The organism is Pseudovibrio sp. Alg231-02, assembly GCF_900143565.1.
Classification (GTDB): domain Bacteria; phylum Pseudomonadota; class Alphaproteobacteria; order Rhizobiales; family Stappiaceae; genus Pseudovibrio.
The window spans coordinates 175,794-198,139 of the sequence record NZ_FREX01000007.1; the positions used below are offsets into that span (position 1 = coordinate 175,794).

Consider the following 22,346-nt stretch of genomic DNA (forward strand, 5'->3'; position numbering starts at 1 on the left):
TTCCGCCTGCAAGTCTAGCTCGCCTTGATGTAGCGAATCTTGCCACCTGTCGAAATCGTTTCAGCCGCCCGCAAAATGGATTGGGTGTCGATGCCGTAATGAGCATAAAGATCGGCAATGGTGCCAGTCTGACCAAAGTGCTCTACGCCAAGAGTGCGGATTGTGTTGCCTTTCACCGCACCAAGCCATGCAAGGGTAGCAGGGTGCCCATCCAGCACTGTAATGAGCGAGCAATTGTCCGGCACATCATCAAACAAGCGCTCAATGTGGCTGCGCGCATGCATTGCCCCACGGTCCCGAGCGCGCTGTGCAGCTGTCCACCCTGCATTGAGGCGGTCAGCAGACGTGATTGCCAGCAGACCAACATCACGGCGGTCTTCCGCCATCATCCCAACAGCGTTGATTGCCTCCGGTGCGACGGCACCGGTGTACGCGATCACAACTTCTGCATTCGGTCCCGGCTTGCGCAGCCAATAGGCGCCATCGACAATGTCCTGTTCGTCTTCAGGTGAGATCGTCCGTTGAGGCTGCTCCAGCGGGCGTGTGGACAGGCGCAGGTAGATGGAGCCTCCTGTCTGATCCCGCAACCATGTGCGCTCATCAGGGTCTCCCTCTCCATCGCGCTGCATGTAATCAAACCCAAAGCGCATGATGGTTGCCAACTCATCGACGAAGGCAGGCTCAAACGCGGCAAGCCCGTCCTGAGCCATACCAATCAACGGTGTGCTGATGGACTGGTGGGCCCCGCCTTCCGGTGCCAACGTCACACCGGATGGTGTTGCCACCAACATAAAGCGGGCATCCTGATAACAGGCGTAGTTGAGCTGGTCAGCCGCACGAAGAATGAACGGATCGTAAACTGTGCCAATGGGCAGCAAGCGCTGACCGTTGATGCTGTGAGACAACCCAAGTGCAGAAAGGAGGAGGAACAGGTTGGATTCTGCAATGCCCAGCTCAATGTGTTGGCCTTGCGGAGAAAACGCCCATTTAAAGGTGGAGGGTATCCGTTCAGCCTTAAACGTATCCGCCAGTTCTTCCTTGGCAAACAATCCACGTTGGTTGACCCATGGGCCAAGATTGGTGGAGACCGTCACATCTGGCGCAGTCGTCACAATATGCTTGGCAAGCTCTTCATCCTGCTTGGAAATTTCATGCAGAATCTGACCAAACCCCATCTGCGTGGATAGCATCTTTTCTGCTGCATTGGGTGCCGGCAATTTTGCCGGTACAGGCACCGTTCTCGCAGAATAGCGACGGCTGCCTTTTGAGAAGAACGGTGCTTCAGTCACGAAAGTCTGAAGGTCTTGCGGGTCAGATGTGCTTTCCCACTTGTCCCACTCATGCCCTTCGCGAATGCCTTCCAGCTTGCGGTATTCTTCCATCTGCCTGGAGGTCATCAGGCCTGCATGGTTGTCTTTGTGCCCTGCCAGCGGCAAGCCAAAGCCTTTCACGGTGTAGCACAGGAACAAGACAGGGCGATCATGGGTCTTGGCACTCTCAAATGCCTCAATCAGGGACGGCAAATCATGGCCACCCAGATTGCACATGAGCTTGGACAGCTCAGCATCACTGCGCCGATTAATCAGCTCGTTGACCTCGCCCTGATCTCCCAAATCATCCAGCAGTCGCTTACGCCATGCTGCCCCACCTTGATAGGCAAGGGCACAATAAAGCTGATTGGGGCACAGATCGATCCAATCGCGCAGTTTGCTGCCACCTGGTTCTTTGAAGGCTTCTTCCTGTAGGCTCCCGTATTTGAGCGTGACGACTTCCCACCCGAAATTGCGGAAGATGCTCTCAAACTTCTCCCAAAGGCCTTCGCGGATCACAGCATCCAATGACTGACGGTTATAATCCACGATCCACCAGCAATTGCGCAGGCCATGTTTCCAGCCTTCCAGCAATGCCTCATAGATGTTCCCCTCATCCATTTCCGCATCGCCAACCAGCGAGATCATACGACCTTCCGGCGCTTTATTGAGCCCCCCATGCGCTTTCACATAGTCTTGCACCAGTGATGAAAACAGCGTCTGCGCGACCCCAAGGCCTACGGAGCCGGTTGAGAAGTCAACATCATCGACATCTTTGGTACGAGATGGATAGGATTGAGCGCCATGAAACCCACGAAAGTTCTGCAGCTTCTCCAGCGACTGGTTCCCGGCCAGATACTGGATCGCGTGGAAGATAGGCCCGGCATGCGGCTTCACCGCCACCCGGTCTTGCGGGCTCAAACTATGGAAATAGAGCGCAGTCATGATGGTGCTGATAGAAGCACAAGATGCCTGATGGCCGCCAACTTTCACATCACCAGCGTCAGAACCGCGGAGATGGTTGGCATTGTGAATGGTCCAGGAGGCAAGCCATCGCACTCGGCTTTCCAGCGTACCCAAAGTATCCAGTGAAGCTGCGCTCATTAAACTCCCCGTCGGTTTCATTGGAATATTTTTATTCCGCGAGGCTATCAGATTGCCTTGAGAATTAATCTCTTGAGCCAACTGATATACCTTCATGAATAAGGGAAATTTTTGAGCTTTGATCGAATTTAAGGAAAATACTTCCGCCTAACCTATTCGTAATGCACTTTTCAGCTCATATGCTACGTAGATTCACGGCTGGCCTTTTGCGGGGAGTGCGGTCTTTGAACGCCTCAACAACAAAGGCACAACGAAGGTCAGCAGCAGCAGGCGGAAGACGTGGTGAGCCGCGACGAAGGTGGGGTCGAGACCGCTTTGCACGGCAATGGCAGCCATAGCTTCAACACCGCCGGGAGCGAACGCGACGAACAACAGGCTTGGGTCCAGTCCAACCAGTGGCATCACCAGCACAACCCCAAGGATTGCCATGCCAACAGTGATGAGCGTAACCACAACGCCCGCGCCTATGGCTTTGGCGAAAAGGTCAAGACTGACACCTTTGAAGCGGGTTCCAATCAAAGCCCCCATCACCAGAAATGAGCTGAGCGTCGCCCAATCCGGCATTTTGCCGGGTGTCAGTGTACTTACGTGCCCCAAAGACGACACCAGCATCCCACCGAGCAGATAGGCGGCGGGGAGTTTCATCTTCAGGAAGATGATTCCAACGACAGCCGCCCCGAGCAACAGATAGACAGCTGAGAGTAGACTGATGTTTTGCACGGGCAGGAAGGAAGCGCCTGTTTCCTCAAAAAGCAGCGAGACAAAGAGCGGAACACAGATGGTGAGGAACAAGACCCGCGTGCTTTGTGCAAGCCCGATGCGGGTGACGTCCGCTTTGCTATCTGCCGCCATGCTGAGGATGTAGCTCAAGTGCCCCGGTGAAGATGCAAGTGAGGCGTTATAGGCATCAAACCCGAAAAACCTTACCAGGATCGCACGGCTGATCAGCATGCTCAGGATAAGACTGATCCCCAGTACCAAGAAGCTCGCAGGCCATGTAATCGCGGCATCGATAACGGCAGGCGACACACCAGAGCCAATGCTCGTACCCAGCACAATAAAGCAGAGCGTGCGCAGCCAGAGCGGAACGATGACGGGCGCGCCCAGCAAGCCACCGAGCGAAACAGCAAGAGCTGAGCCGGTGAGGGGGGCTGCCGGGAACCCGAGGAGGGAAAAAAGACCAGCCCCTGCGCCTGCAATGGCAAGCGTAATGGACAGATTGGACCAGTCTTTCTTCTCAATTGCCAAAACTCAGTTTCCCAGCTGCGGTTTGATCAGTCGCTTTCAGCGGCTTCCAATTCCTGCTTGCGCACACGACGTGCACGGATGGTTGGCAAAACGACCAGAATAACCGCCAGAGCCAGCAAGCCCATGGTCATCGGGCGTTCCATGATAAAGCTAATCCCATCATAAAGCTGCATAGACCGGGAGAAATTATCTTCCAGCATGCTGCCCAGAATGAACCCAATCAGCAGTGGCGCGAGCGGATAGTTGGCAAAGCGCAGGAGCGTTGCACATACACCAAAGCCTACGAGCATCAGCAGTTCCGTTGCATTGTTTTGTCCAATATAGGCACCCATGAGGGTGAAGAACAGAATGAACGGAATGAGATAGTTGCGCGGCACAGCCAGCACTTTGGCGATGTAAGGGATGAGCGGCAGGTTCAGGATCAGCAGGATCACATTGCCCACATACATGGAGATGATCACGGACCAGAAAATCTCTGGCTGATCGATCATCAGGCGTGGCCCCGGTGAAACGTTCAAAGCGATCAGGGCACCGAGCAGGATCGCCGTTGTCCCGGAGCCCGGGATGCCAAGGGTCAACAGAGGAACGAAGGAACCAGTACATGCTGCATTATTCGCAGACTCTGGTGCTGCGAGGCCTTTGACAGAGCCCTTGCCGAACTCAGCCTGTTCTTCTTTCGGCGCGATGTTGCGTTCTACCGCGTAGCCGAGGAAGGACGCGATTGTTGCGCCAGCTCCCGGAAGAACCCCAATCAGGAAGCCTTGGATAGACTGGCGACCAATCACTGGTGCAATTTTCTTGGCCTCTGCTTTTGTGATGCGCAGATCCTTGATGTCTCCACTACTTCCACCAGAATTAGAGCGGGATGGATCCAACACAAGGAACAAAGCTTCGGGCAAAGCAAACATGGCCATAGCAAGCGTGATGAACCCGAAGCCGGATTGCAGATCTAGTATACCCATGGTGAAGCGTGGTTGGTTGAACAATGCCCCTTCACCAACGGTTGCCATCATCAGGCCTACCAGCGTCATGAGCAGGGCTTTGCCCACCTGGCCGCTGCCAGCGAAAGCAGCGATTGCGGAAAGGCCGACCACCATCAATGCGAAGTATTCAGCAGAGTGGAAGAGCAGCGCCACGGATGCGAGCGCAGGCGCAAATATCATCAGCAAGATAGCTCCGATACTGCCACCCGCGAATGAAGCAATCGCCGCAACTGTCAGCGCTTTGCCAGCCTTGCCCTGGCGTGCCAGCGGATAACCATCAAAGCTTGTTGCAACAGTGGATGCGACACCCGGTGCGTTGATGAGGATGGAGGACGTGGAGCCACCAAAAATCGCGCCATAATAAACGCCTGCAAGCAGGATCAAGGCCGCGGAAGGATCACCGATGGAGATCGCAACAGGGATCATGATGGCAATGATGGACATAGGCCCAAGACCCGGCAACATGCCGATAAACGTGCCAATCAGACAACCGCCAATCACCATCAAAAGATTAGAAAACGAGAAGGCCGTCGAGAGGCCAACCCAAATACCGTCTAACATCGTGGCCTCCTAGTTGAAAAATGTTGGAAGAGGGCTGAGGTAAATGCCCAGTGTTTGCTGAACCAGATACCAGACACCACCAGCAGCAATGGCTGCAACAGGCACAAGGATCACAAAACGCCGCTCTCCAAGCAGAGCTGCCGAGATCACCAGAAAGAGCAGTGTGGAGAGCAGGAAGCCAGCAGGACGCAGCAACAGAGCGTAGCCTGCCATCAGAACCAGCAGGAACACGGCCTGACCAATGTTGTAGTCCCATAATCTGCTGAAATCGATCTCGTCTGTATCTGAATCTGCAGGCTTTTTCTCAAACCCGAGCAAAATGGCGAGGCTTGTGATTGCAGCCAGCACCGCAATGACTTTTGGAAACGTGCTCGGCCAGATTGGGTTAAACCGCATAAACGGTGGCAAACCAGCGTCCATCAAAAAAAACGCGGTGTATCCGTAGCTTAAACTCACTGCCAGAATGACAAGTGCAATCCATCGGTCCAGTGCCATCATCCCCTCCCGTTGGCGTGACAAGTGGATGCGCTGCCAAGAGCGCATCCACTTATTCTTATTGATTTAAAGGAAGCCCAGCTTCTTCATGAGATCGCCGATGGTCTTTTCCTGACCTTCAAGGAACGCGTGGAAGTCTTCACCAGAGTTATGGATGTTGACCCAACCGTTGCGCGCGCGCACTTCTTCCCACTCAGGGGTGTCGTACATCTTCGCAAGAGCTTCCTGGTAAGCAGCCACCTGTGCCTCTGGCAGGCCCGGTGCGCCGAAGAAACCACGCCAGTTGACGAACGTGGTGTCGATGCCCTGTTCCTTCATGGTTGGCGCATCTTTGTAGGCTGCAACGCGCTCATCAGCAGTGACGCCAATGATTTTCACTTCACCCGCATTGGCAAGATCAATCGCCTCGGAGAAGCCGGTAGAAAGTGCGGAGATTTCGCCTGAAAGCAGCGCCGCCATGGCCTTACCACCCGCATCATACGGAATGTACTTCACCATGGTCGCATCTTCGCCAGCTGCTTCCATCACCATGGCTGCAACAAGGTGATCCATGCCGCCAGGGACAGAACCGCCACCAATTGCAGTGCCGCGCTTGTCAGCTTTGTAGGCTGCCAGCAGATCACTCATGGAGTTGATTGGGCTATCCTTGCCCACCACGATGGCTGCATAATCGCCAATGGTGCCTGCAACCAATGTCAGATCGCGGAAGTTGTGCGGGAATACGCCAGTCAGCGAGCGGATCACGATTGGCGTGGAGTTTACCATCAGCGTGCCGTGCTGGCTTGCTGCGTTCTCGATGAGATACCCAATGGCCTTACCGCCGCCGCCACCGGACATGTTTTCAAAAGAGGCCGTGCCTGCAAGTCCGGACTTGGTCAGTGCTTCGCCTGTACCGCGTGCAGTGCCGTCCCAGCCTCCACCAGCACCACCTGGAATGAGGAAGTGAATGCTATCAACCACTGGCTCTGCAAATGAGGCCGTTGGCATGGAAAATGTCATCGCAGCCAAAGCCGCTGCCGCAACCACGCGGCGCGCCCGAATAAAACTCATTGTGTCCTCCCATTTGACAAGGGCAGCATTTGTCACCCATGACTTACGTGAAAACACGGAAACCTGACACAAACCTGTCACCTCCTTGATTTTTTGGGGAAGCAAAAGATGAGATTTCTTCTCGTTGAAGATAACGCCAAGCTGGCGACATCCATTGTCGAAAGATTGACACTGGATGGTCATGTCGTTGATCACGCTGCTGAAATTTCTACTGCCGAGGACTACATCTCGACAGCAGATTACGACATGATTTTGCTCGACATCATGCTTCCGGATGGTGATGGGCGAGATTTTCTAAATGAACATCGAGGCCGTCAGGATGACACTCCGGTGATCGTTTTGACAGCACGTTCAGAGGTCTCAGACAGGGTAGGGGTGCTCGATCTCGGGGCTGATGATTACATCACAAAACCCTTTGATTTCTCAGAGTTAGAGGCAAGATGCCGTGCTGTCATAAGGCGTAGATCCGGCGGAGTGACAAATGCCAAGCGATTCGGCGATCTGGTGTTTGATTCACTGGCTGGCACACTCAAAATTGGCAGCAAAACAGTCAGCCTGCGTAACAAAGAGCTGCGTCTTTTGGAGATTTTTTTCGGTGCACCGGACGTTATTTTCTCAAAAACCAAGCTTGTAGACAGATTATTTTCTTACGACGAAGACGTCTCGGAAAATGCCATTGAGGTCTATGTTGCACGTTTACGCAGGCATATTTCCTCCTCCTCGGTCCAGATCATCACCGTGCGTGGACTGGGGTATCGGTTAAGCCTGACATGAATTCTGGTGCCAACATATCCGGCTCGATCCGTCGCCGCCTGACCTTGCAGCTCCTCGGCATTGCTGCCGTCCTTGCAGCCCTGCTGTTTGTGATGGTAATGACTTATGCCAAGCAAGTCGCAGAAGAGTCTCAGGACAACATCCTGTCAGCCTCCGCCACGTCCATTTTGGACAGCGCTGCAATTCAGAGCGGGGAGGTGACGGTCGATATTCCGTATTCCGCCCTTTCCATGCTTGGCAATGTCAGCGATGATCGCGTGTTTTACCGTGTTGTCGTCAATGGAAAGTACCTCACCGGGTATGAAAGCTTGCCCATTGCCAAGGCATCAAAAGGGCAGGACAGTCACAGGTTCATCACCTCTCATTATCTGGGTGAGAGCATTCGTATGGTCTCCGCCACACGCCGTCTTTCCAACGCATCCGGCCCTGTTGAAGTCACCGTATCTGTGGCTCAAACACTGAAGCGTCAGCGAGAGACACTGGAGCGCATCTCCGCGAATGCTGCCTATCTCGGTTTCGGGTTCTTTATTGCAGCTGCCGTGCTAGGTATTTTGACAGCTCAATCAGCCGTGCGCCCTGTCCAGACACTGGCAAACTCTGTCTCAAAAAGAGGTCCGCAGGATCTGAGGACAGTACAAGCTCCTGTGCCGGGTGAGATGGCACCGCTTGTGGTGGCGCTCAACCGGTTCATGGCACGGCTTAAGAAGTCACTCACACGCTCCGAAGAGTTCATCGCAGAAGCTGCTCACCGCATCCGCACGCCGCTTGCAGTGCTGCGAACGCAAGCGGAAATTGCCTTACGCCGCGTGGAGCGACCAGAAAACAGAGCGGCTTTGAAAGAGATGATCCGGGCCATTGACGAGAGTTCACGCGCAGCAGGCCAGTTGCTGGATCACGCCATGGTTTCCTTCCGCACGGACCATCTGGAGGTCAAGGACATCAACCTGCTGGATCTGGCAGAGGAAACCCTTGAACGGCTGCGCCCACTGGCAGAGATGCAAGACAAAACCCTGAGCTCGCATGGTGAGGAAACGACGCTGATCTCCGGAGATGCGATCCTTATCCAAAACGCGCTGAGCAACATTTTAGACAATGCGATCAAGTACGCCCCGCAGGGCGAGGACGTACAGGTTGTCGTTACCTCCGAAGACAATTGGGTTGTGTTATCGGTTTATGACCAAGGCCCAGGCTTTGCTCCGGAAGACATAGACCAGTTGACGGAACGGTTCTCACGCGGCAAAAACGCCGAAGACACGGTCGGTTCCGGGCTTGGGCTTACAATCGCCGAAGAGGTGACACAAGCTCATGGCGGACACCTGAAACTTTCGAACAGAACAAATGTCAGAGGCGCATGCGTATCCTTCTATTTCCCTCAGTCCTGATCGTGTTGCTGGCCTCATTGCTTTCCGCAGGTGCCTACGAGATTGAACAGCACAAAGTTTTTCCCGCTCCGCAAGAGGGCGCGAACTTGCGTATTATCTCCAACTCAGACATCGACATTTTCTCGCCCATGGTGGTAGCGTTTCAACGCAAATACCCGAGTGTTTCTATAGACTATACTGTTGTCAGTAGCACCGAGTTGATGACAGCCCTTTATGACGAGAAGCAGGTTTTTGACGTTGCCATCTCATCTGCCATGGACCTGCAGGTGAAGTTGGCGAACGACGGGTTCACCCTACCGCACAACTCCTCAGTCGCCGGCCTGATGCCGGACTGGGCCCGCTGGCGCAATCATGTATTCGCCTTCACGCAGGAACCAGCTTCGGTGGTCTATTCCAAATCCGCCTTTGCAGGATTGGAAGTTCCAACATCACGGCAAAATTTGATTTCAACTCTGCGCAACAATCCGGAACGCTTCCTCAACAAAGTCGGCACCTATGACATCCGCCAGAGCGGCCTTGGCTTTCTGTTTGCCACGCAAGATGCCCGTACATCCGACACGTTCTGGCGTCTGAACGAGGTAATGGGCTCACTGAACGCCCGTCTCTACTGTTGCTCTGCTGATATGATTTCTGACATCACAAAAGGCGATCTGGCCGTTGCCTACAACGTGCTCGGCTCCTATGCCTCTGCACGGGCCGCCAGTGATCCTGATATCGGCATTCTGGAACTGGAAGATTTCACCACACTCATGCTGCGCTCTGCCATCATTCCAGCGGGGGCCGAACAACCCGAAATCGCGGGCGCTTTCATAGATCATCTGATCACTGCATCCTGGAGCGAGGAGGGGGCTGACTACTACCCCTATCCAAAACTCAACCGCAACGAGATTGCCCCAAACCTATCTCTGCGAGCCATCCGCCTTGGACCAGGTCTGTTGGTTTATCAGGACAACCTGAAACGGCAACGTTTCCTTCAGGAATGGCAAAACGCGATCATTCAGCAGTGAGATAAGCTAAATCAGAAGACGGAGGACTTTGTCGCTCAATCCTCTTTCACCTTGTCAGAGTTTGTGGCAAGAGGCTGCCTCCAAACCCAGCTGAGTGAAAGCCACCAATGCCTGTAGAGATCCGCCCACTGAAGAATTCAGATGCCCCAGACTGCGCACGCGTGTTTTATGATGCCGTCACGATCGGAGCAAAGGAGCATTACTCCGAGGAGCAACTCGCTGCATGGGCTGGGCCTGCACCCGCACCTGAGCGTTGGTCTGCCAAACTCCACGATATGGCTGGCTTTGTTGCTGTCAAAGACAACTCTGTAATCGGTTTCATGACCATCGACGCAAAAGGCTATGTGGAGTTCGCCTTCACCAGCCCCTATCACACCCGCCAAGGTGTCGGTACCGCCATCTATGACCAGCTGCAAAACTGGGCAGAGCAGCGCAACATCTCCACCCTCTCAGCAGATATAAGCATAGCTGCAAAAGCCTTCTTCCTTCACCACGGCTGGCAGGTTGAGCGCGAGCAAGCACCCGTTATTCGAGGTGTCGCGCTCACAAACTTTCTCATGACAAAGACCTTGGCGCCTAAAGCCTAACGATACCCACCAGAGTTCCTGCGATATTCACGTGGTGTCATGTCTGCAGCAGGCTCAAAATCGAATAACTGACCGGCTTTGAGTTGCACTCCCAAGCACTCGCTTTTATCAGTATAAGATAAGAATGATATTTGAATTTTTTCCGATACCCATGATTGCGCGCACTCAAGCCATTGAATTTATGCTGTATTTCGCAGAGTGAGGTTGTTTTGTCTGATACTACCTTGAAGGCTAAATGGGGACAAATCAGCCTCCTGTTTTCAGCCAACTTTCTGTCTTTGTTGGGAAATGGCCTGTCTGCCATCGCAATACCGTGGTTTGTCTATGACCTGACGGGCAACGCTGTCATCACAGCAACAATCGCCATTGCCGGACAGCTTCCAAACATCGTTGTCGGTCTCTTCAGCGGGCCGTTGATCGACAAGTTCTCTGCCAGAACCACCAGTATTTTCTGCGATACTGTGAACGCCTTCGCCGTACTTTTGATACCGCTGCTATACGCTGTTGATCTGCTGGATCTTGCCCTCCTTGGATTTCTCGTCTTCCTCTCGCAGGTCATCGATGTTCCCGGACAAACCGCAAAAAGCGTCATGATCCCAGCGTTGATTGATCGGGAAGGGTTGCCTCGCGAACGGGTGAACGGAATGAACTCGCTTATTGAGACTGTGGCTGACCTTCTAACCCCATCGATGGCTGGCATCCTGATCGCCGCCTTTGGCGCGACCACAGTCCTGATCTTAGACTCACTGAGTTTCCTGATGGCGCTTATGATTGTATCCATAGGCATCAAAGCCACTTGTCAGCAAGATGCAGCTAATACAAATAAACAACCAGTGAAAGAAGTCTGGAAATGGATACTCTCAACTCCGGGCATCTTAAAGCTCGGCCTTTATGACTTGATCATCAATACAGTGGCGGTCTCCTTGCTTTCATTGACCTTGCCAGTTCTGGCAAATTCAAATGACAAGCAAGCAGTCTGGCTTGGAATCTGGCTCACATGCTTTGCCTGCGGAACCACACTCACAACACTGGCCTACACGTTTCTGGGCCACCGAGTGTCCTCACTCCGGCTCCTGCAACTCACACCCATCGGACAAGCACTCGGCCTAGCCTTGCTGCTCTGGATGTTCAGTACGGGTTGGACAAGCGGCAATATCGAGACCGCGGCAATCATCATTTCACTGGGAATGTTTGTGTACGGTGTGAACCTGGGAGTTGGTAGCGTCGTGGATGCGACTGTGCTTCAAAAGCTCGTCCCAGAAGACAAACGCGGCACAGTCTTCTCCGCCTTCTCCTCCCTACGCTACACCGGCGTCCCCCTAGGCCTCTTCCTCACCGGAATCCTCTTGGAACAAAACAACCCCACCCTCCTCTTCACCACCTTCATCGCCCTCCTAGCAATAAACTCACTGCTTTGGTTAAGAGGGACACGCGAGATTTGAAGCACAGCCATTAGGTTTCATAATAGTACTTATGCGATATATTACTATTGCATAAGTACTAAATTGTCTCCCTCCCACAAAGTAATATGTCATGTTCCCTTTACGCTTGGTTATGCTGGGGAGCTTGGCATGGATTGGGTGGTTGTCAGCCTTTTCGTAATAACTGGAATAAGAGAAAGAAAAGCGCTGCAGCTAAAGATCGACGAGATTGCTTGTATTTTTCACTTCTAAAATAGTGTGTGTGTTAGAAACATCCATGCCTGCGACGAACACTTTCTGTTGGACTATCTCCTTCCTGATCTTTGATGTTTTCAATGAGCGGTTCTTTAGTAAACCAAGAAAACTTCATTTTCGACCCAATGCTTGGCAGGGTCATATCACAAGATAGAAGATCTATTCTTGGATAACTCCGCCCGAAAGCTCTATTAATATGCTTTATCATTGTGTCCAGATTCTACGTTCATTTTTTACCCATACTCTGAGGATGTCGGTTGTTTTAATAAGCAAAATCTGCAATATCCTGTGCTAACAACTTGGTCTTTGCCACTCTTAAAACTAAAGGTGTCAAACGACTCAACGGAACAGCAGAACTTATGAAAATCGCCGTTATTCTTCCCCCCAAGTTTGTCTTTGATCGCAATAAGCCGAATTCTATCGAAACGGTTGTCAGGACTCTGAATGAACAAAGCAGCGATGATGTTATAGTTATCTGTGAGGAGGGAGCGGCTACCCCGGAAGTCATGAATGTAAGGAGAGTTCCTCGCTACAAATGGAACGTCTTACGCGCACGCCATATTGCAAAAATTATTGCAGAATTTCAGCCAGATTTTATTGAGGTGCATCAACACGCACCGAGCGGAAAATCCATAACCCGTAAATTCAAGAATATACCTTCAGCGCTTTATCGCCATAACTTAGTAAAAGAAAACGATAATTTTTTCACAAAATTAAGACATGAGAGACGATACAGTTTATTTTCTTCTCATATCTTTGTTAGCCGAGCTGCACGTGATCAATTTATCAAAGCATTCCCGAAATTTCAGGATTGTAGTTACGTCGTTGCAAATCCGATCAACTTTGAGAACTGGTATGCACCAATCGAAGGTCGGGAGAATATAATTTCATTTGCTGGCCGGGCCGCTCCAGAAAAAGGTATTCAGCATCTAGTTCCTGCTCTGGTTCAAATTTTGACAGAACATGTTAATTGGAAAGCGACCCTATGTCTAGGAGACTGGCAAACGCATGAGGAATGGGCCACGCAGGTTATTACACCTCTCTTACAATTTAATGATCGCTGTCGGATAAATAAAAACATGCCACTTGATGAGGTCAAAAAGGTATTCAGATCCACCAAAATTGCAGTCGTGCCCTCTGTTTGGAAAGAACCGTTCGGCCTGGTCGCTATTGAAGCACAGGCTGCAGGCGCAGCTGTTATTTCATCTGGAACCGGCGGCCTGCTAGAAGCAAGCGGTGACAGCGCCCTTTACTTGGATAAAGTCACCAGTGACGACATTCATGCAAAACTTGAATTTCTGATCAATAGTGAGGCGTCTAGAGCCGGGCTTGCCACCAAGGGGCAGAATTTTGTGCGCCTACACCACGATATCAAGATACGCATGAACGATCTGCAAAACGTTAGAAAAAAAATAGCGGGCACGAGACACAATGATTAAACGGTACTTTAAGAAGAAAAAAAAGATCGCGCCAAGCTACCCTGCGATGGACCTGGCTGTTCACCTTGGCATCTATGAGAAAATCATGGCACAAAACAAACGCGTCAATGAGACTCTGGTGCAACAATTGACCAGTTCTGATACACTACTTTCGTTCGGAGTAGAGCAAAATGCTCAGATCTATAAACTTCTTGATCAGGCCTTTAATAACCGTCAAACTGCTGCATTTGGAACCCCGCAATGGGCGCTTGGCCAAGAACACATTGTGCTTGGCCTTGGCCAAGGCAGAACAGAAATGTTGCAAAAACTTTTGTTTTTGCAAGCTGATGCAATTTGCATTGAAGAAGGGTTTATCCGCAGCATAGTGCCAGAAGTTTTTGCACAGCGCGACAAGTCCCTCAGAGCATATGCAAACCCAATTTCATTCCGTCTGGACGCTGTTGGCCCTCATTTTTGGCCAAAGCCAGAAATCTGCATTCGTACCTTTTTGAGCACTCATCAGTTTACTCAGGAAGAACGTAGCCTTGGAGCAGATATTAGGCACCTAATCGTGAAAGAAGATATCAGCAAGTATAACTTCTGCGTATCTCAAACAGCTCGCAACCTACCCAATGTCCTGGTCATCGACCAAGCCTACAACGATTTATCTGTCGTACTGCAAGGTGGCGAGGAAGGCATATTCAAGCAAATGCTGATCAGTGCGATTGAGAGCAATCCAGGTAAGCAAATCGGCGTCAAGATCCATCCGGAATACAAGTACCGAAAGACTTACCTTTCTGAGTTAACCAATGAGTTTGCAGATCAAATTACTGTCTACGCGGATGATTTCGACATCAATGTTTTGCTTTCCGGTTGTGAAACCATCTATACCTACTCCTCGACAACAGGCCTCGAAGGCTTATTAAGAAAAAAAAACGTGGTCACTTTCGGGCACCCTGTCTATGCAGGGTACGGCGCGACTGACGATCGCAGAATTGGCCTTTCAGCCAGTCGAAATCTATCAGTAGATGAAATTGTCTTTGCGCTCTATGCGCAGAATATCATTTATCTCAGCCCGAGCACAGGAAAACGCACATCTGCAACCAAGGCTTTGGAAGAGCTGATCTGGCTAAAAAAGGAATACAATCAATAATGCAAATTCAGAGTAAAGATATATGCGTGTGTTACTGCCTCGATAAAAATTTCTGGGCACCTACTGCTGTATCGTTTTACAGCCTTTTATCGAATCTCCCAAAAAATTCACAAATTTCATTCCTCTTCGTACATGATGACTTGAGTAAACAACAAATAAGCTTCTTACAGGATATGGCGCACAAAGCAGGTGTTACTGCTGATTTCAAGGCACCTAAATCGTTTTCAAATAATGCCCACACAACGAAGAAACTCTCCAGAGCCATGTATCACCGGCTGTTCCTACATCAGCTAACAGATCGCAAACGGATCCTCTATCTGGATGGCGATACTATTATCACAACAGATATTACAGGATTTGCCACACAGTGCCTTGATAGCATGCCCGTTGCTGCGGTTTGCTCACCAGGCGCCTATCGAGGTCGCACGGTCAAACACCCTAAAACTGGCAAGGAAGAACTCTTCCTAAACTATTTGGTCCGTATGGGCGCAGACACAGGCATTCAGAACAGATACATCAACTCTGGTGTACTCTTGATCGATGCTGATTACTGGCGCGCCCATGACGTCCACTTAGATTACACAAAAATGATCGACTCTGGTGAGTTTGTTTATGCGCCTGATCAAGATCTCCTGAACGTCTACTTCAACGATAAAATCAAGCTACTCACCCCGACCTGGAATTTCCAGACGAGTCTGTTCCATTCAATCAAGAGCAAGAATGTCCAACTCTGGATGAAGGACAACATCGCATACTACAACGATATCCAAGCATGTAAACATAGCCCGGCGATCATTCATTACGTCTACTTCAAGCCTTGGCAAAAAAAGGGAAAGAAAACTACCTTTGACAAAATTTATCTAGTTAGTTGCTTTAAGTGCTTCGGGCTCTCTTCGTTTTCCTTAAGAACTCTTGGCATTTATCTACGCAAGTCTCTCCGCAAACGGAGCTCTGTTTCAACGGTTCTGGCTCTGAAATGAATCAAAATGCCGTCTATTTTGTTACCGATGATAAGTTTCTTGGGTTAACGCTTGTAAATGCTCGAAAGTTAAGCGCAATGAGAGACTGCACCTTCGATGTGCATGTTTTTTATCAAGGAACAAAGGCTCTGGATGACCTCCGCCAGGGCATGGACATTTACTTTCACCGGTACGAACTTAAACTCCCATCAGAGGTCAAAAGCAGCGCTTTATGGCCCAATATCGTCTATGGTCGCATTTTCGTACCGCAGATGCTGGAACAACACTATGATCGCCTGCTTTATCTGGATGCTGATGTATTCTTTTGGAGGAGCCCACAGTCGCTATTTGATGCGGATCTTGGTACGTCTGCGCTCGGTGCGGTGCAAGATTTCAACATAGCAAGTGGGGGTTACCCTCGCCAATTTCCTAGTAAGGCAACTTGGATGGAAGCCATTGGGATTAACGGCAACCAGTACTTCAATTCTGGTGTTCTTCTAATTGATACTAACCGTTGGAATAAAATAGATTTCCATCAGAAGCTCGTAACATTTATGCAGTACTTTGGCTCTTCTGCTAGCATGTGGGATCAAGATTTCCTCAACCACGTCTTTCAAAGTGCATGGCAGCCCTTATCCCCCCTTGCCAACTGGCAGTATGGAGCTGTGCCAAAAAACAAACTGGAACCTTTTAACCCGATCATCACCCATTTTGTTGGAGAACGTAAACCGTGGCATCCCGATTGGCCTTTTGACAAGTCCTACCAGGCTTACTTTCTAGAAGGTCAAAGCGCTGAAATAGAATTCCCTCAGATACATTTAAGACCGACTAAGACTTTGAAGCTTAAACTTGAGAAGTTATTGCGTTCTAATAAGATGAAGAGAAAAAACAAAAAAATAGAACATTCGCAGATTGAGTATCTACAAAATCTTTTTAAATACGATCGTCTCAAGCAATAGTAAAGAGGCATCAAGTCCCGCACCGTTGATTTTACAGTATGGCCGACAAACTTGCTCTCCTTTCCAACCTGCCTTTCAAAGTGAGACAAACAATTATCAGACCGATAAGGGGGCCCTACTGTAGTTGCATGTCATAGTCTCTTTGATGTGCGTTAGATTTGAAGGCGCCCTCACATCTTGTTTTGAGGAACAACCTTACCGCTGGTCTCTGGCGGACTCTTGATCAACACAGATCTTGACACTATTCAAACCGCAAAGGTTATTTGCGCCATACTATTTTCATCTTTAATCGTACTGTCAGGTTTATCGGTAGTCAAATAGTCGCCTACGAAACGTGGCATGCAAAATTAGTTGATAAAAGCTCGGATCAAATTTATGAAAATAATCGAGGTTATCTATTGACTGTTGCATTGCCTGCTAGGAAAGATGCCTAAATATTCGACTGATCAAGTGAAGATCTATATTCAAATCATAAGTAGCTTCTAATTTATCAGCTCAAGCAGGTCGATCCGCAACAAAGAACTGAAGCACTCCAGGCCGACTTGCACCAGTTCGCCCTGTTCAAAAACGTGAGGTAAGGCACCGCCTTCCAACCATAAACCGTCCAGGATCGCATTTCCAGCTATGCTAAGGCGTCTGAGTTCTTGTTCACTCACTATCCTGCCTGCTTCAAGCAAAACATCAGAAATCAATTTTTTCAGGTGCAAGCGAAGCAGGTTGTAGCTTCGTTCGTGGCTTTCTGTCATGTCCTTGTTGTGAAGTAAGGTTTCGAAGAAGCCAGCCCATATGGCAATCGAGTCATGGCTTGTAACTGGCGCTTCCAGAGAGACCTTAATAAAGTTGGACATGCGCTCAGCGGCAGTCTCTTCACCGCGAGATGCTTCATCTGCAATGTGGACCAGATTGCCCATGTAGGCTTCATAGGCAGCTGCAATGAGCTCGTCTTTCTTTGCAAAGTAGTACCTGATAAGCCCTTGGGTGACGTTTGCTTCTCTTGCTATTTCTCGCACGGTGGCCGACTGAACACCTCCACGCGCGATAACCCGCAAAGTTGCAGAAATAAGATCAGCTCGCCTCGTATCTGTGTTTTCCTGACGGATTTTTCCAGATTTATCCTGCATTTCTGTAAGCACATCCAAGAGTAAAAACCAGCAACTTGTACTCATGGGAAAGAGACAAGTGGCCGTGAAGTTAAATTTATTACCAGGCCGTGCACCCATCAGACGCATCTATCATGACTGACTAAGCCTTGATGAAAACTTGGCTCATATGAAACCGCAATAAGTTCAAAGATATCAAAATGATCTTTTGCTTTCAACTTATCCTGGTAAAGAGGAGTGGCACCAAATCCTTAGATTTCAACTTTTCTTTGGTGAATTTAGTTGTGGTCATCCATGTTTGAGCACATTTTCCATTATCACCCTCTTGCAGGAAGCTTGTTTTCCAAAAGTCGGAATGCAAATGCAATGCCGCCGGCAAGTATGAGGTAGATCAGCGCGAGCATCAGCAGCGGTTCATAGATGATGAACGTCTCTTGGCGAATACGCCCAAAGATCGCATAAACGTCCACAACAGCAATGGTTGCAACCAACGGCGTCGCTTTGAGTTGCAATATAAGTTCCCCACCCAAGGTTGGTAGTACACGTTGAACTGCCCTTGGCAACCAGATGCGACGTAAAATTGTAAATGGATGCATTCCGATGGCATGCGCTGCTTCTAGCTCTCCGCGAGGAACGCCCTTAAAAGCACCTCGCATTACTTCACCTTCATAGCCTGCAAACGACAATGTAAGAGCGACAAACGCATAAGGCCACGCCTCAATCAAGTAAGGCCAAAGCCAGCTTTGTCGTAATCCGGGCATGTAGGGGAATAATGATCCCAGACCGTAATAGAGAACCCACATCTGCAACAAGATTGGCGTTCCGCGGATCAGCGTGCAAAAGCTCATCGCGAGCCAAGCCAGCGGGCGAGGTCCAGTGACTTGCACAAGCCCAATCGGCACAGCAAGCAAAAAGCCAGCAACGATCGAGCTCACCAGCAACGCAATGGTGATCCAAAGCGCATCAAAGATCTCAGAACTATATTTAGGCAGCCAAGCCCAATCCATCATAAATGCGAAGGTCAACACAAGCACTGCAGCGACGAGAACCATAATCAAGCGATGAGGCTTCATAAGAGTTTGCTCAGGCATAACGCGTTCCCCGGCTCACGCGATTTTCCAACCATTTAAAAAGCTGTGCGGAGACCAATGTCACCATAAGGTACAATCCACCAGCTGCAAGCAGGAACAGGAAATAATGCTTTGTTGCACCAGATGCCTGACGCGCCGCCAAGGTCAATTCTGTAAAGCCAACAACCGCTAGCAATGCAGTGTCTTTGGTTGCGATCAGCCATAAATTTGAGAGGCCCGGAATTGCAGCAGGAAGCATTTCAGGAATTGTAATTCGGTGAAATATGCGTAGCGGATGCATACCAAAGCTGTGCGCAGCTTCGATGTGCCCAACCGGTACAGAGGCTATGGCACCACGAAAAACCTCGGTTGCATAAGCGCCTTGAACAAACCCTATAACAAGCACACCTGCAGCAAAACCGTTGATTTCGATCCTGCCAAACCCAGCGACTGAGAGCACATTGTTGAGCAACTCAGGTAGTGCGAAGTAGGCCAACAAGATTAAGACCAGCTCAGGGATGGCACGAACAAAGGTAGTGTAAACGGACATGAGATCCCGAGCGACTGGACCACCGGACCGCTTCAGTGTTGCACCCCCAAGACCGATCACGATACCAATCGCATACCCAAGCAAGGCAACTTGCAAAGATACGACGAGTCCATCCAACAAAGCTCCCCCCCAACCCGGAGGTTCCAAAGAGAGCAGTTCGGCAGCACTCATTTCCCGATAGTTAGTTGCCATACAGTTCTCCCAAGCCAGCAGAGGGAGGCCCCTCTACTGGCAATCCGATACTTATTCGCCGAAGATATTGAAGTTGAAGTAGTTGGCAGTGATTTTATCGTAGGTGCCATTTGCGCGGATTGCATCAATGGCATTATTGAGCTGAGATTTCAGCTCGTCATTGCCTTTGCGAAGACCAAAACCAACTCCCTGGCCATGAATGGAAACGTCAGCTGCAACCAAGCCAGCGTCGTTACAGCAAATCTCACCTTCAGAAGATTTCAGGAATTCGTCGAGAACTAAAACATCGGCCAAGGTGCCATCAATCCGACCTGCAAAAAGGTCTTGATTAGCTTCGTCTTGAGTTTGATATTCACGGATCTTGGCATCTGGGAAATGTCTTAAAGCGTATGCTTGGTGGATAGACCCAGACTGTACACCGATGATTTTGCCTGAAACCCCCTCGGGAGTTGGAGTAACACCACTGCCTTTACCAATCGCGATAGATGCGCCGGTCTGATAATACTTATTGGAGAAATCAATGACCTTAAGGCGTTCTTCATTGATGCTCAAAGATGCGCCAATAATATCAATGGATTCGGCAGTTAAAGATGGAATGATACTATCCCACGCGGATGCAACAATTTTACAATCCAGTTTGGCCTCTTCACAAACTGCATTGATGATATCAATCTCCCAGCCGGTGTAGTTCCCGGTTGCATCCGGCGTGGAGAATGGCGGGTAAGCCTCTGTTGCGATGCCAACGCGAACAGGCTCTGCAGCTGCCGCTGTTGCATACCCAGCAACAGCAAGCGCGAATAGAGTTGATTTGATCTTCATTTTTCCTCCCAGTATTAATTGATAGATTGAATAAACTGCTTTAAACGCTCGGACTTTGGGGCCTTAAAGATCTCTTCAGGTGTTCCCTGTTCTTCAATTTGCCCCTGATTGAGGAAAATCACTTTATCGGCAACTTCTGCAGCAAACTTCATTTCGTGCGTGACGATGATCATGGTTCGGCCTTCCTCAGCGAGGCCTTGCATTACAGTCAAAACTTCACCCACCAGCTCAGGATCAAGGGCGGATGTTGGTTCATCAAAGAGCATGACCTCCGGATCGACGGCCAACGCACGCGCAATAGCGCCGCGTTGTTGCTGACCACCTGACAGATACGCGGGATACATCTCACGGCGTTCAGTGAGGCCAACACGCTCAAGTAAGTGATGTGCAATTTCGCGTGCTTCATTTTTGGGCCGTCCCAGCACCTGCACCTGAGCTTCCATTACATTTTGCTCAAGTGTCATATGCGGCCACAGATTAAAGCTCTGAAACACCATCCCTAAGCGACTGCGTAACCGGCGCAGCTGGCGTCTATCAGAAACTTCTGGGTTTCCTTGCTTGTCAAATTTTAAGTGGACTTCTTCGCCAAGCAACTTGAGTAGACCAGCACTGCTTGGTGTCTCAAGTAGGTTGAGGCAACGAAGAGTAGTCGATTTACCTGAGCCACTCCCCCCAATCAGCGAAATCACTTCACCAGGTCGAGCGATGAGATCAATTCCCCGCAGGACTTCGAGCTGCCCAAAGGATTTATGCAGATCATTCACTTCAATGACTGGTGATGGTTGTTTATCGCGGCCCGGCAATGCACCTCTCCCAATTTATACGATTGAATAAATTTATGCATGCGCATAAACTAGGTGTCAATACTAATATTGATTCAGTCTGAAATTGGCGTAAAACAGGGAGAAAATCTTGACTAAGCGTTCTTACACATTCACCCACGCGATCACTCGCACACCGGGTCAGTCCATCACACAGGGCCTTCGCGCGGTGGATGTTGGCGCACCTGATCATGAAGTTTTCCTCAAGCATCACGATGACTATGTGGCCGCATTAGAATCCACCGGAGCGACAATCATTACGCTTGATGCAATTGAAGAATTTCCTGATTCTGTCTTTGTTGAAGATGCTGCGCTTTGCCTGCCAGAGGTTGCTATCGCAATGCGCCCCGGTGCTTCAAGCCGTTTAGGAGAAGCTGCAGCTATGATCCCAAGCCTTGAAAAACTGTATGATACAGTGCTCACCATTCAAGGCGAAGGGTTTATCGATGGCGGGGACATCCTCACTACCGAACGTGAAATTCTCATCGGCACATCGGCACGAACCGACACGGCAGGGATCGAAGAACTGCGCAAAATAGTTGCCCCGTGGAACTACAAGGTTCGTGAGTTACAAACTCCAGAGGGTGTTCTCCACTTCAAAACCGATTGTTCCTTACTTGATGAGGAAACCATCCTTTCCACGAAGCGTTTGGATGCATCTGGTTGCTTTGAAGGTTATCGTGTCTTGCACACCGCAGAAGGTGAAGAAGCCTGCGCAAACTCCATTCGATTTAACGATCTTGTACTGATGCCAGATGGCTTCCCGAAAACCGAAGAACTTCTGGTAAAAGAAGGCTACAACATCCGCAAGATTGGCAATACCGAAGCTGCAAAACTAGACGGCGGCATGTCATGCCTATCACTACGTTTCTCACCGCCAATGATGTAAAATACAGTAATTTCATTCTCTGCGTCATTTAGGGAATGGCGCAGAAAATGACGCAACTTTTGCTTCTGTCAGCACATACTGACTAGGATCACACAAAAAATGGATTGGTCTCAAGCCCAGGAAGCAGAAGTGACCGCATTTGGATAAATGGTTTGAGTTGTTGCTCTCAATCACGCAAGCTGCACTCGACTCGCTCTAAGAACTGAATGTCGTTGCATTGGCATACCATTAGAAAATAA

The 22,346-nt window shown here is 50.0% G+C and carries 20 protein-coding genes; 10 read left to right on the plus strand and 10 right to left on the minus strand.

Features of this window, described 5'->3' with window-relative positions; translation table 11 throughout:
* Nucleotides 1-14: 14 nt before the first annotated feature.
* The 5 genes from DHN43_RS18435 to DHN43_RS18455 form a co-directional block, all read right to left on the minus strand.
* Nucleotides 15-2,414, minus strand: coding sequence for a transketolase (locus tag DHN43_RS18435; protein ID WP_108819592.1), 2,400 nt, complete (start codon nucleotides 2,412-2,414; stop codon nucleotides 15-17).
* 192 nt (nucleotides 2,415-2,606) lie between these two features.
* Complete coding sequence (locus DHN43_RS18440) at nucleotides 2,607-3,662, minus strand: AbrB family transcriptional regulator (RefSeq protein ID WP_108819593.1); 1,056 nt, start codon at nucleotides 3,660-3,662, stop codon at nucleotides 2,607-2,609.
* Between the two features lie 26 nt (nucleotides 3,663-3,688).
* Complete coding sequence (locus tag DHN43_RS18445; RefSeq protein WP_063287503.1) at nucleotides 3,689-5,206, minus strand: tripartite tricarboxylate transporter permease; 1,518 nt, start codon at nucleotides 5,204-5,206, stop codon at nucleotides 3,689-3,691.
* A gap of 9 nt (nucleotides 5,207-5,215) precedes the next feature.
* Nucleotides 5,216-5,701: a tripartite tricarboxylate transporter TctB family protein gene (locus DHN43_RS18450; RefSeq protein WP_063287502.1), complete on the minus strand. Its 486-nt coding sequence runs from the start codon at nucleotides 5,699-5,701 to the stop codon at nucleotides 5,216-5,218.
* A 66-nt stretch (nucleotides 5,702-5,767) separates the two neighbouring features.
* Nucleotides 5,768-6,751, minus strand: coding sequence for a tripartite tricarboxylate transporter substrate binding protein (locus DHN43_RS18455; RefSeq protein WP_057461446.1), 984 nt, complete (start codon nucleotides 6,749-6,751; stop codon nucleotides 5,768-5,770).
* Nucleotides 6,752-6,859: 108 nt separating this feature from the next.
* Between DHN43_RS18455 and DHN43_RS18460 the strand changes: the two genes are divergently transcribed.
* From DHN43_RS18460 to DHN43_RS18500, 9 genes are all read left to right on the plus strand, one after another.
* On the plus strand, nucleotides 6,860-7,525 hold the full coding sequence (locus DHN43_RS18460) for a response regulator transcription factor (protein ID WP_057461447.1): 666 nt from the start codon (nucleotides 6,860-6,862) through the stop codon (nucleotides 7,523-7,525).
* Nucleotides 7,522-8,907 carry a sensor histidine kinase gene (locus tag DHN43_RS18465; protein WP_108819594.1) on the plus strand — a complete coding sequence of 462 codons (1,386 nt, stop codon included), beginning with the start codon at nucleotides 7,522-7,524 and terminating at the stop codon, nucleotides 8,905-8,907. The genes DHN43_RS18460 and DHN43_RS18465 overlap by 4 nt, the downstream gene beginning before the upstream one ends.
* On the plus strand, nucleotides 8,877-9,914 hold the full coding sequence (locus DHN43_RS18470) for an ABC transporter substrate-binding protein (RefSeq protein ID WP_108819595.1): 1,038 nt from the start codon (nucleotides 8,877-8,879) through the stop codon (nucleotides 9,912-9,914). Before DHN43_RS18465 ends, DHN43_RS18470 begins: the two co-directional genes overlap by 31 nt.
* Nucleotides 9,915-10,021: 107 nt before the next feature.
* On the plus strand, nucleotides 10,022-10,501 hold the full coding sequence (locus DHN43_RS18475) for a GNAT family N-acetyltransferase (RefSeq protein WP_108819596.1): 480 nt from the start codon (nucleotides 10,022-10,024) through the stop codon (nucleotides 10,499-10,501).
* Nucleotides 10,502-10,710: 209 nt separating this feature from the next.
* Complete coding sequence (locus DHN43_RS18480; protein ID WP_108819597.1) at nucleotides 10,711-11,943, plus strand: MFS transporter; 1,233 nt, start codon at nucleotides 10,711-10,713, stop codon at nucleotides 11,941-11,943.
* A gap of 593 nt (nucleotides 11,944-12,536) precedes the next feature.
* Nucleotides 12,537-13,616 carry a glycosyltransferase family 4 protein gene (locus DHN43_RS18485; RefSeq protein WP_108819598.1) on the plus strand — a complete coding sequence of 360 codons (1,080 nt, stop codon included), beginning with the start codon at nucleotides 12,537-12,539 and terminating at the stop codon, nucleotides 13,614-13,616.
* Nucleotides 13,609-14,748: a capsular polysaccharide export protein, LipB/KpsS family gene (locus DHN43_RS18490; protein WP_108819599.1), complete on the plus strand. Its 1,140-nt coding sequence runs from the start codon at nucleotides 13,609-13,611 to the stop codon at nucleotides 14,746-14,748. Before DHN43_RS18485 ends, DHN43_RS18490 begins: the two co-directional genes overlap by 8 nt.
* A complete protein-coding gene (locus tag DHN43_RS18495) occupies nucleotides 14,748-15,728 on the plus strand; it encodes a glycosyltransferase family 8 protein (RefSeq protein ID WP_108819600.1) in 981 nt (326 codons plus the stop codon). Before DHN43_RS18490 ends, DHN43_RS18495 begins: the two co-directional genes overlap by 1 nt.
* Complete coding sequence (locus DHN43_RS18500; RefSeq protein ID WP_108819601.1) at nucleotides 15,725-16,666, plus strand: glycosyltransferase family 8 protein; 942 nt, start codon at nucleotides 15,725-15,727, stop codon at nucleotides 16,664-16,666. The genes DHN43_RS18495 and DHN43_RS18500 overlap by 4 nt, the downstream gene beginning before the upstream one ends.
* Nucleotides 16,667-17,148: 482 nt before the next feature.
* Here DHN43_RS18500 and DHN43_RS18505 read toward each other — a convergent pair whose 3' ends face one another.
* From DHN43_RS18505 to DHN43_RS18525, 5 genes are all read right to left on the minus strand, one after another.
* Nucleotides 17,149-17,787: a TetR/AcrR family transcriptional regulator gene (locus DHN43_RS18505; protein WP_159096934.1), complete on the minus strand. Its 639-nt coding sequence runs from the start codon at nucleotides 17,785-17,787 to the stop codon at nucleotides 17,149-17,151.
* 296 nt (nucleotides 17,788-18,083) lie between these two features.
* Complete coding sequence (locus DHN43_RS18510; protein ID WP_108819603.1) at nucleotides 18,084-18,857, minus strand: ABC transporter permease; 774 nt, start codon at nucleotides 18,855-18,857, stop codon at nucleotides 18,084-18,086.
* Nucleotides 18,850-19,578 (minus strand): ABC transporter permease, encoded by a 729-nt coding sequence (locus tag DHN43_RS18515; RefSeq protein WP_108819604.1) that lies wholly within the window; start codon nucleotides 19,576-19,578, stop codon nucleotides 18,850-18,852. The genes DHN43_RS18510 and DHN43_RS18515 overlap by 8 nt, the downstream gene beginning before the upstream one ends.
* Nucleotides 19,579-19,629: 51 nt before the next feature.
* Nucleotides 19,630-20,397, minus strand: coding sequence for a transporter substrate-binding domain-containing protein (locus DHN43_RS18520; protein WP_108819605.1), 768 nt, complete (start codon nucleotides 20,395-20,397; stop codon nucleotides 19,630-19,632).
* A gap of 14 nt (nucleotides 20,398-20,411) precedes the next feature.
* Entirely contained in the window at nucleotides 20,412-21,200 is a 789-nt protein-coding gene (locus DHN43_RS18525) for an ABC transporter ATP-binding protein (protein ID WP_108819606.1), read from the minus strand.
* Nucleotides 21,201-21,309: 109 nt separating this feature from the next.
* Here DHN43_RS18525 and DHN43_RS18530 point away from each other — a divergent pair, with 109 nt between their 5' ends.
* Nucleotides 21,310-22,107, plus strand: a complete 798-nt coding sequence (locus DHN43_RS18530) for a dimethylarginine dimethylaminohydrolase family protein (RefSeq protein ID WP_108819607.1) — start codon at nucleotides 21,310-21,312, stop codon at nucleotides 22,105-22,107.
* The last annotated feature ends 239 nt before the right edge of the window (nucleotides 22,108-22,346 follow it).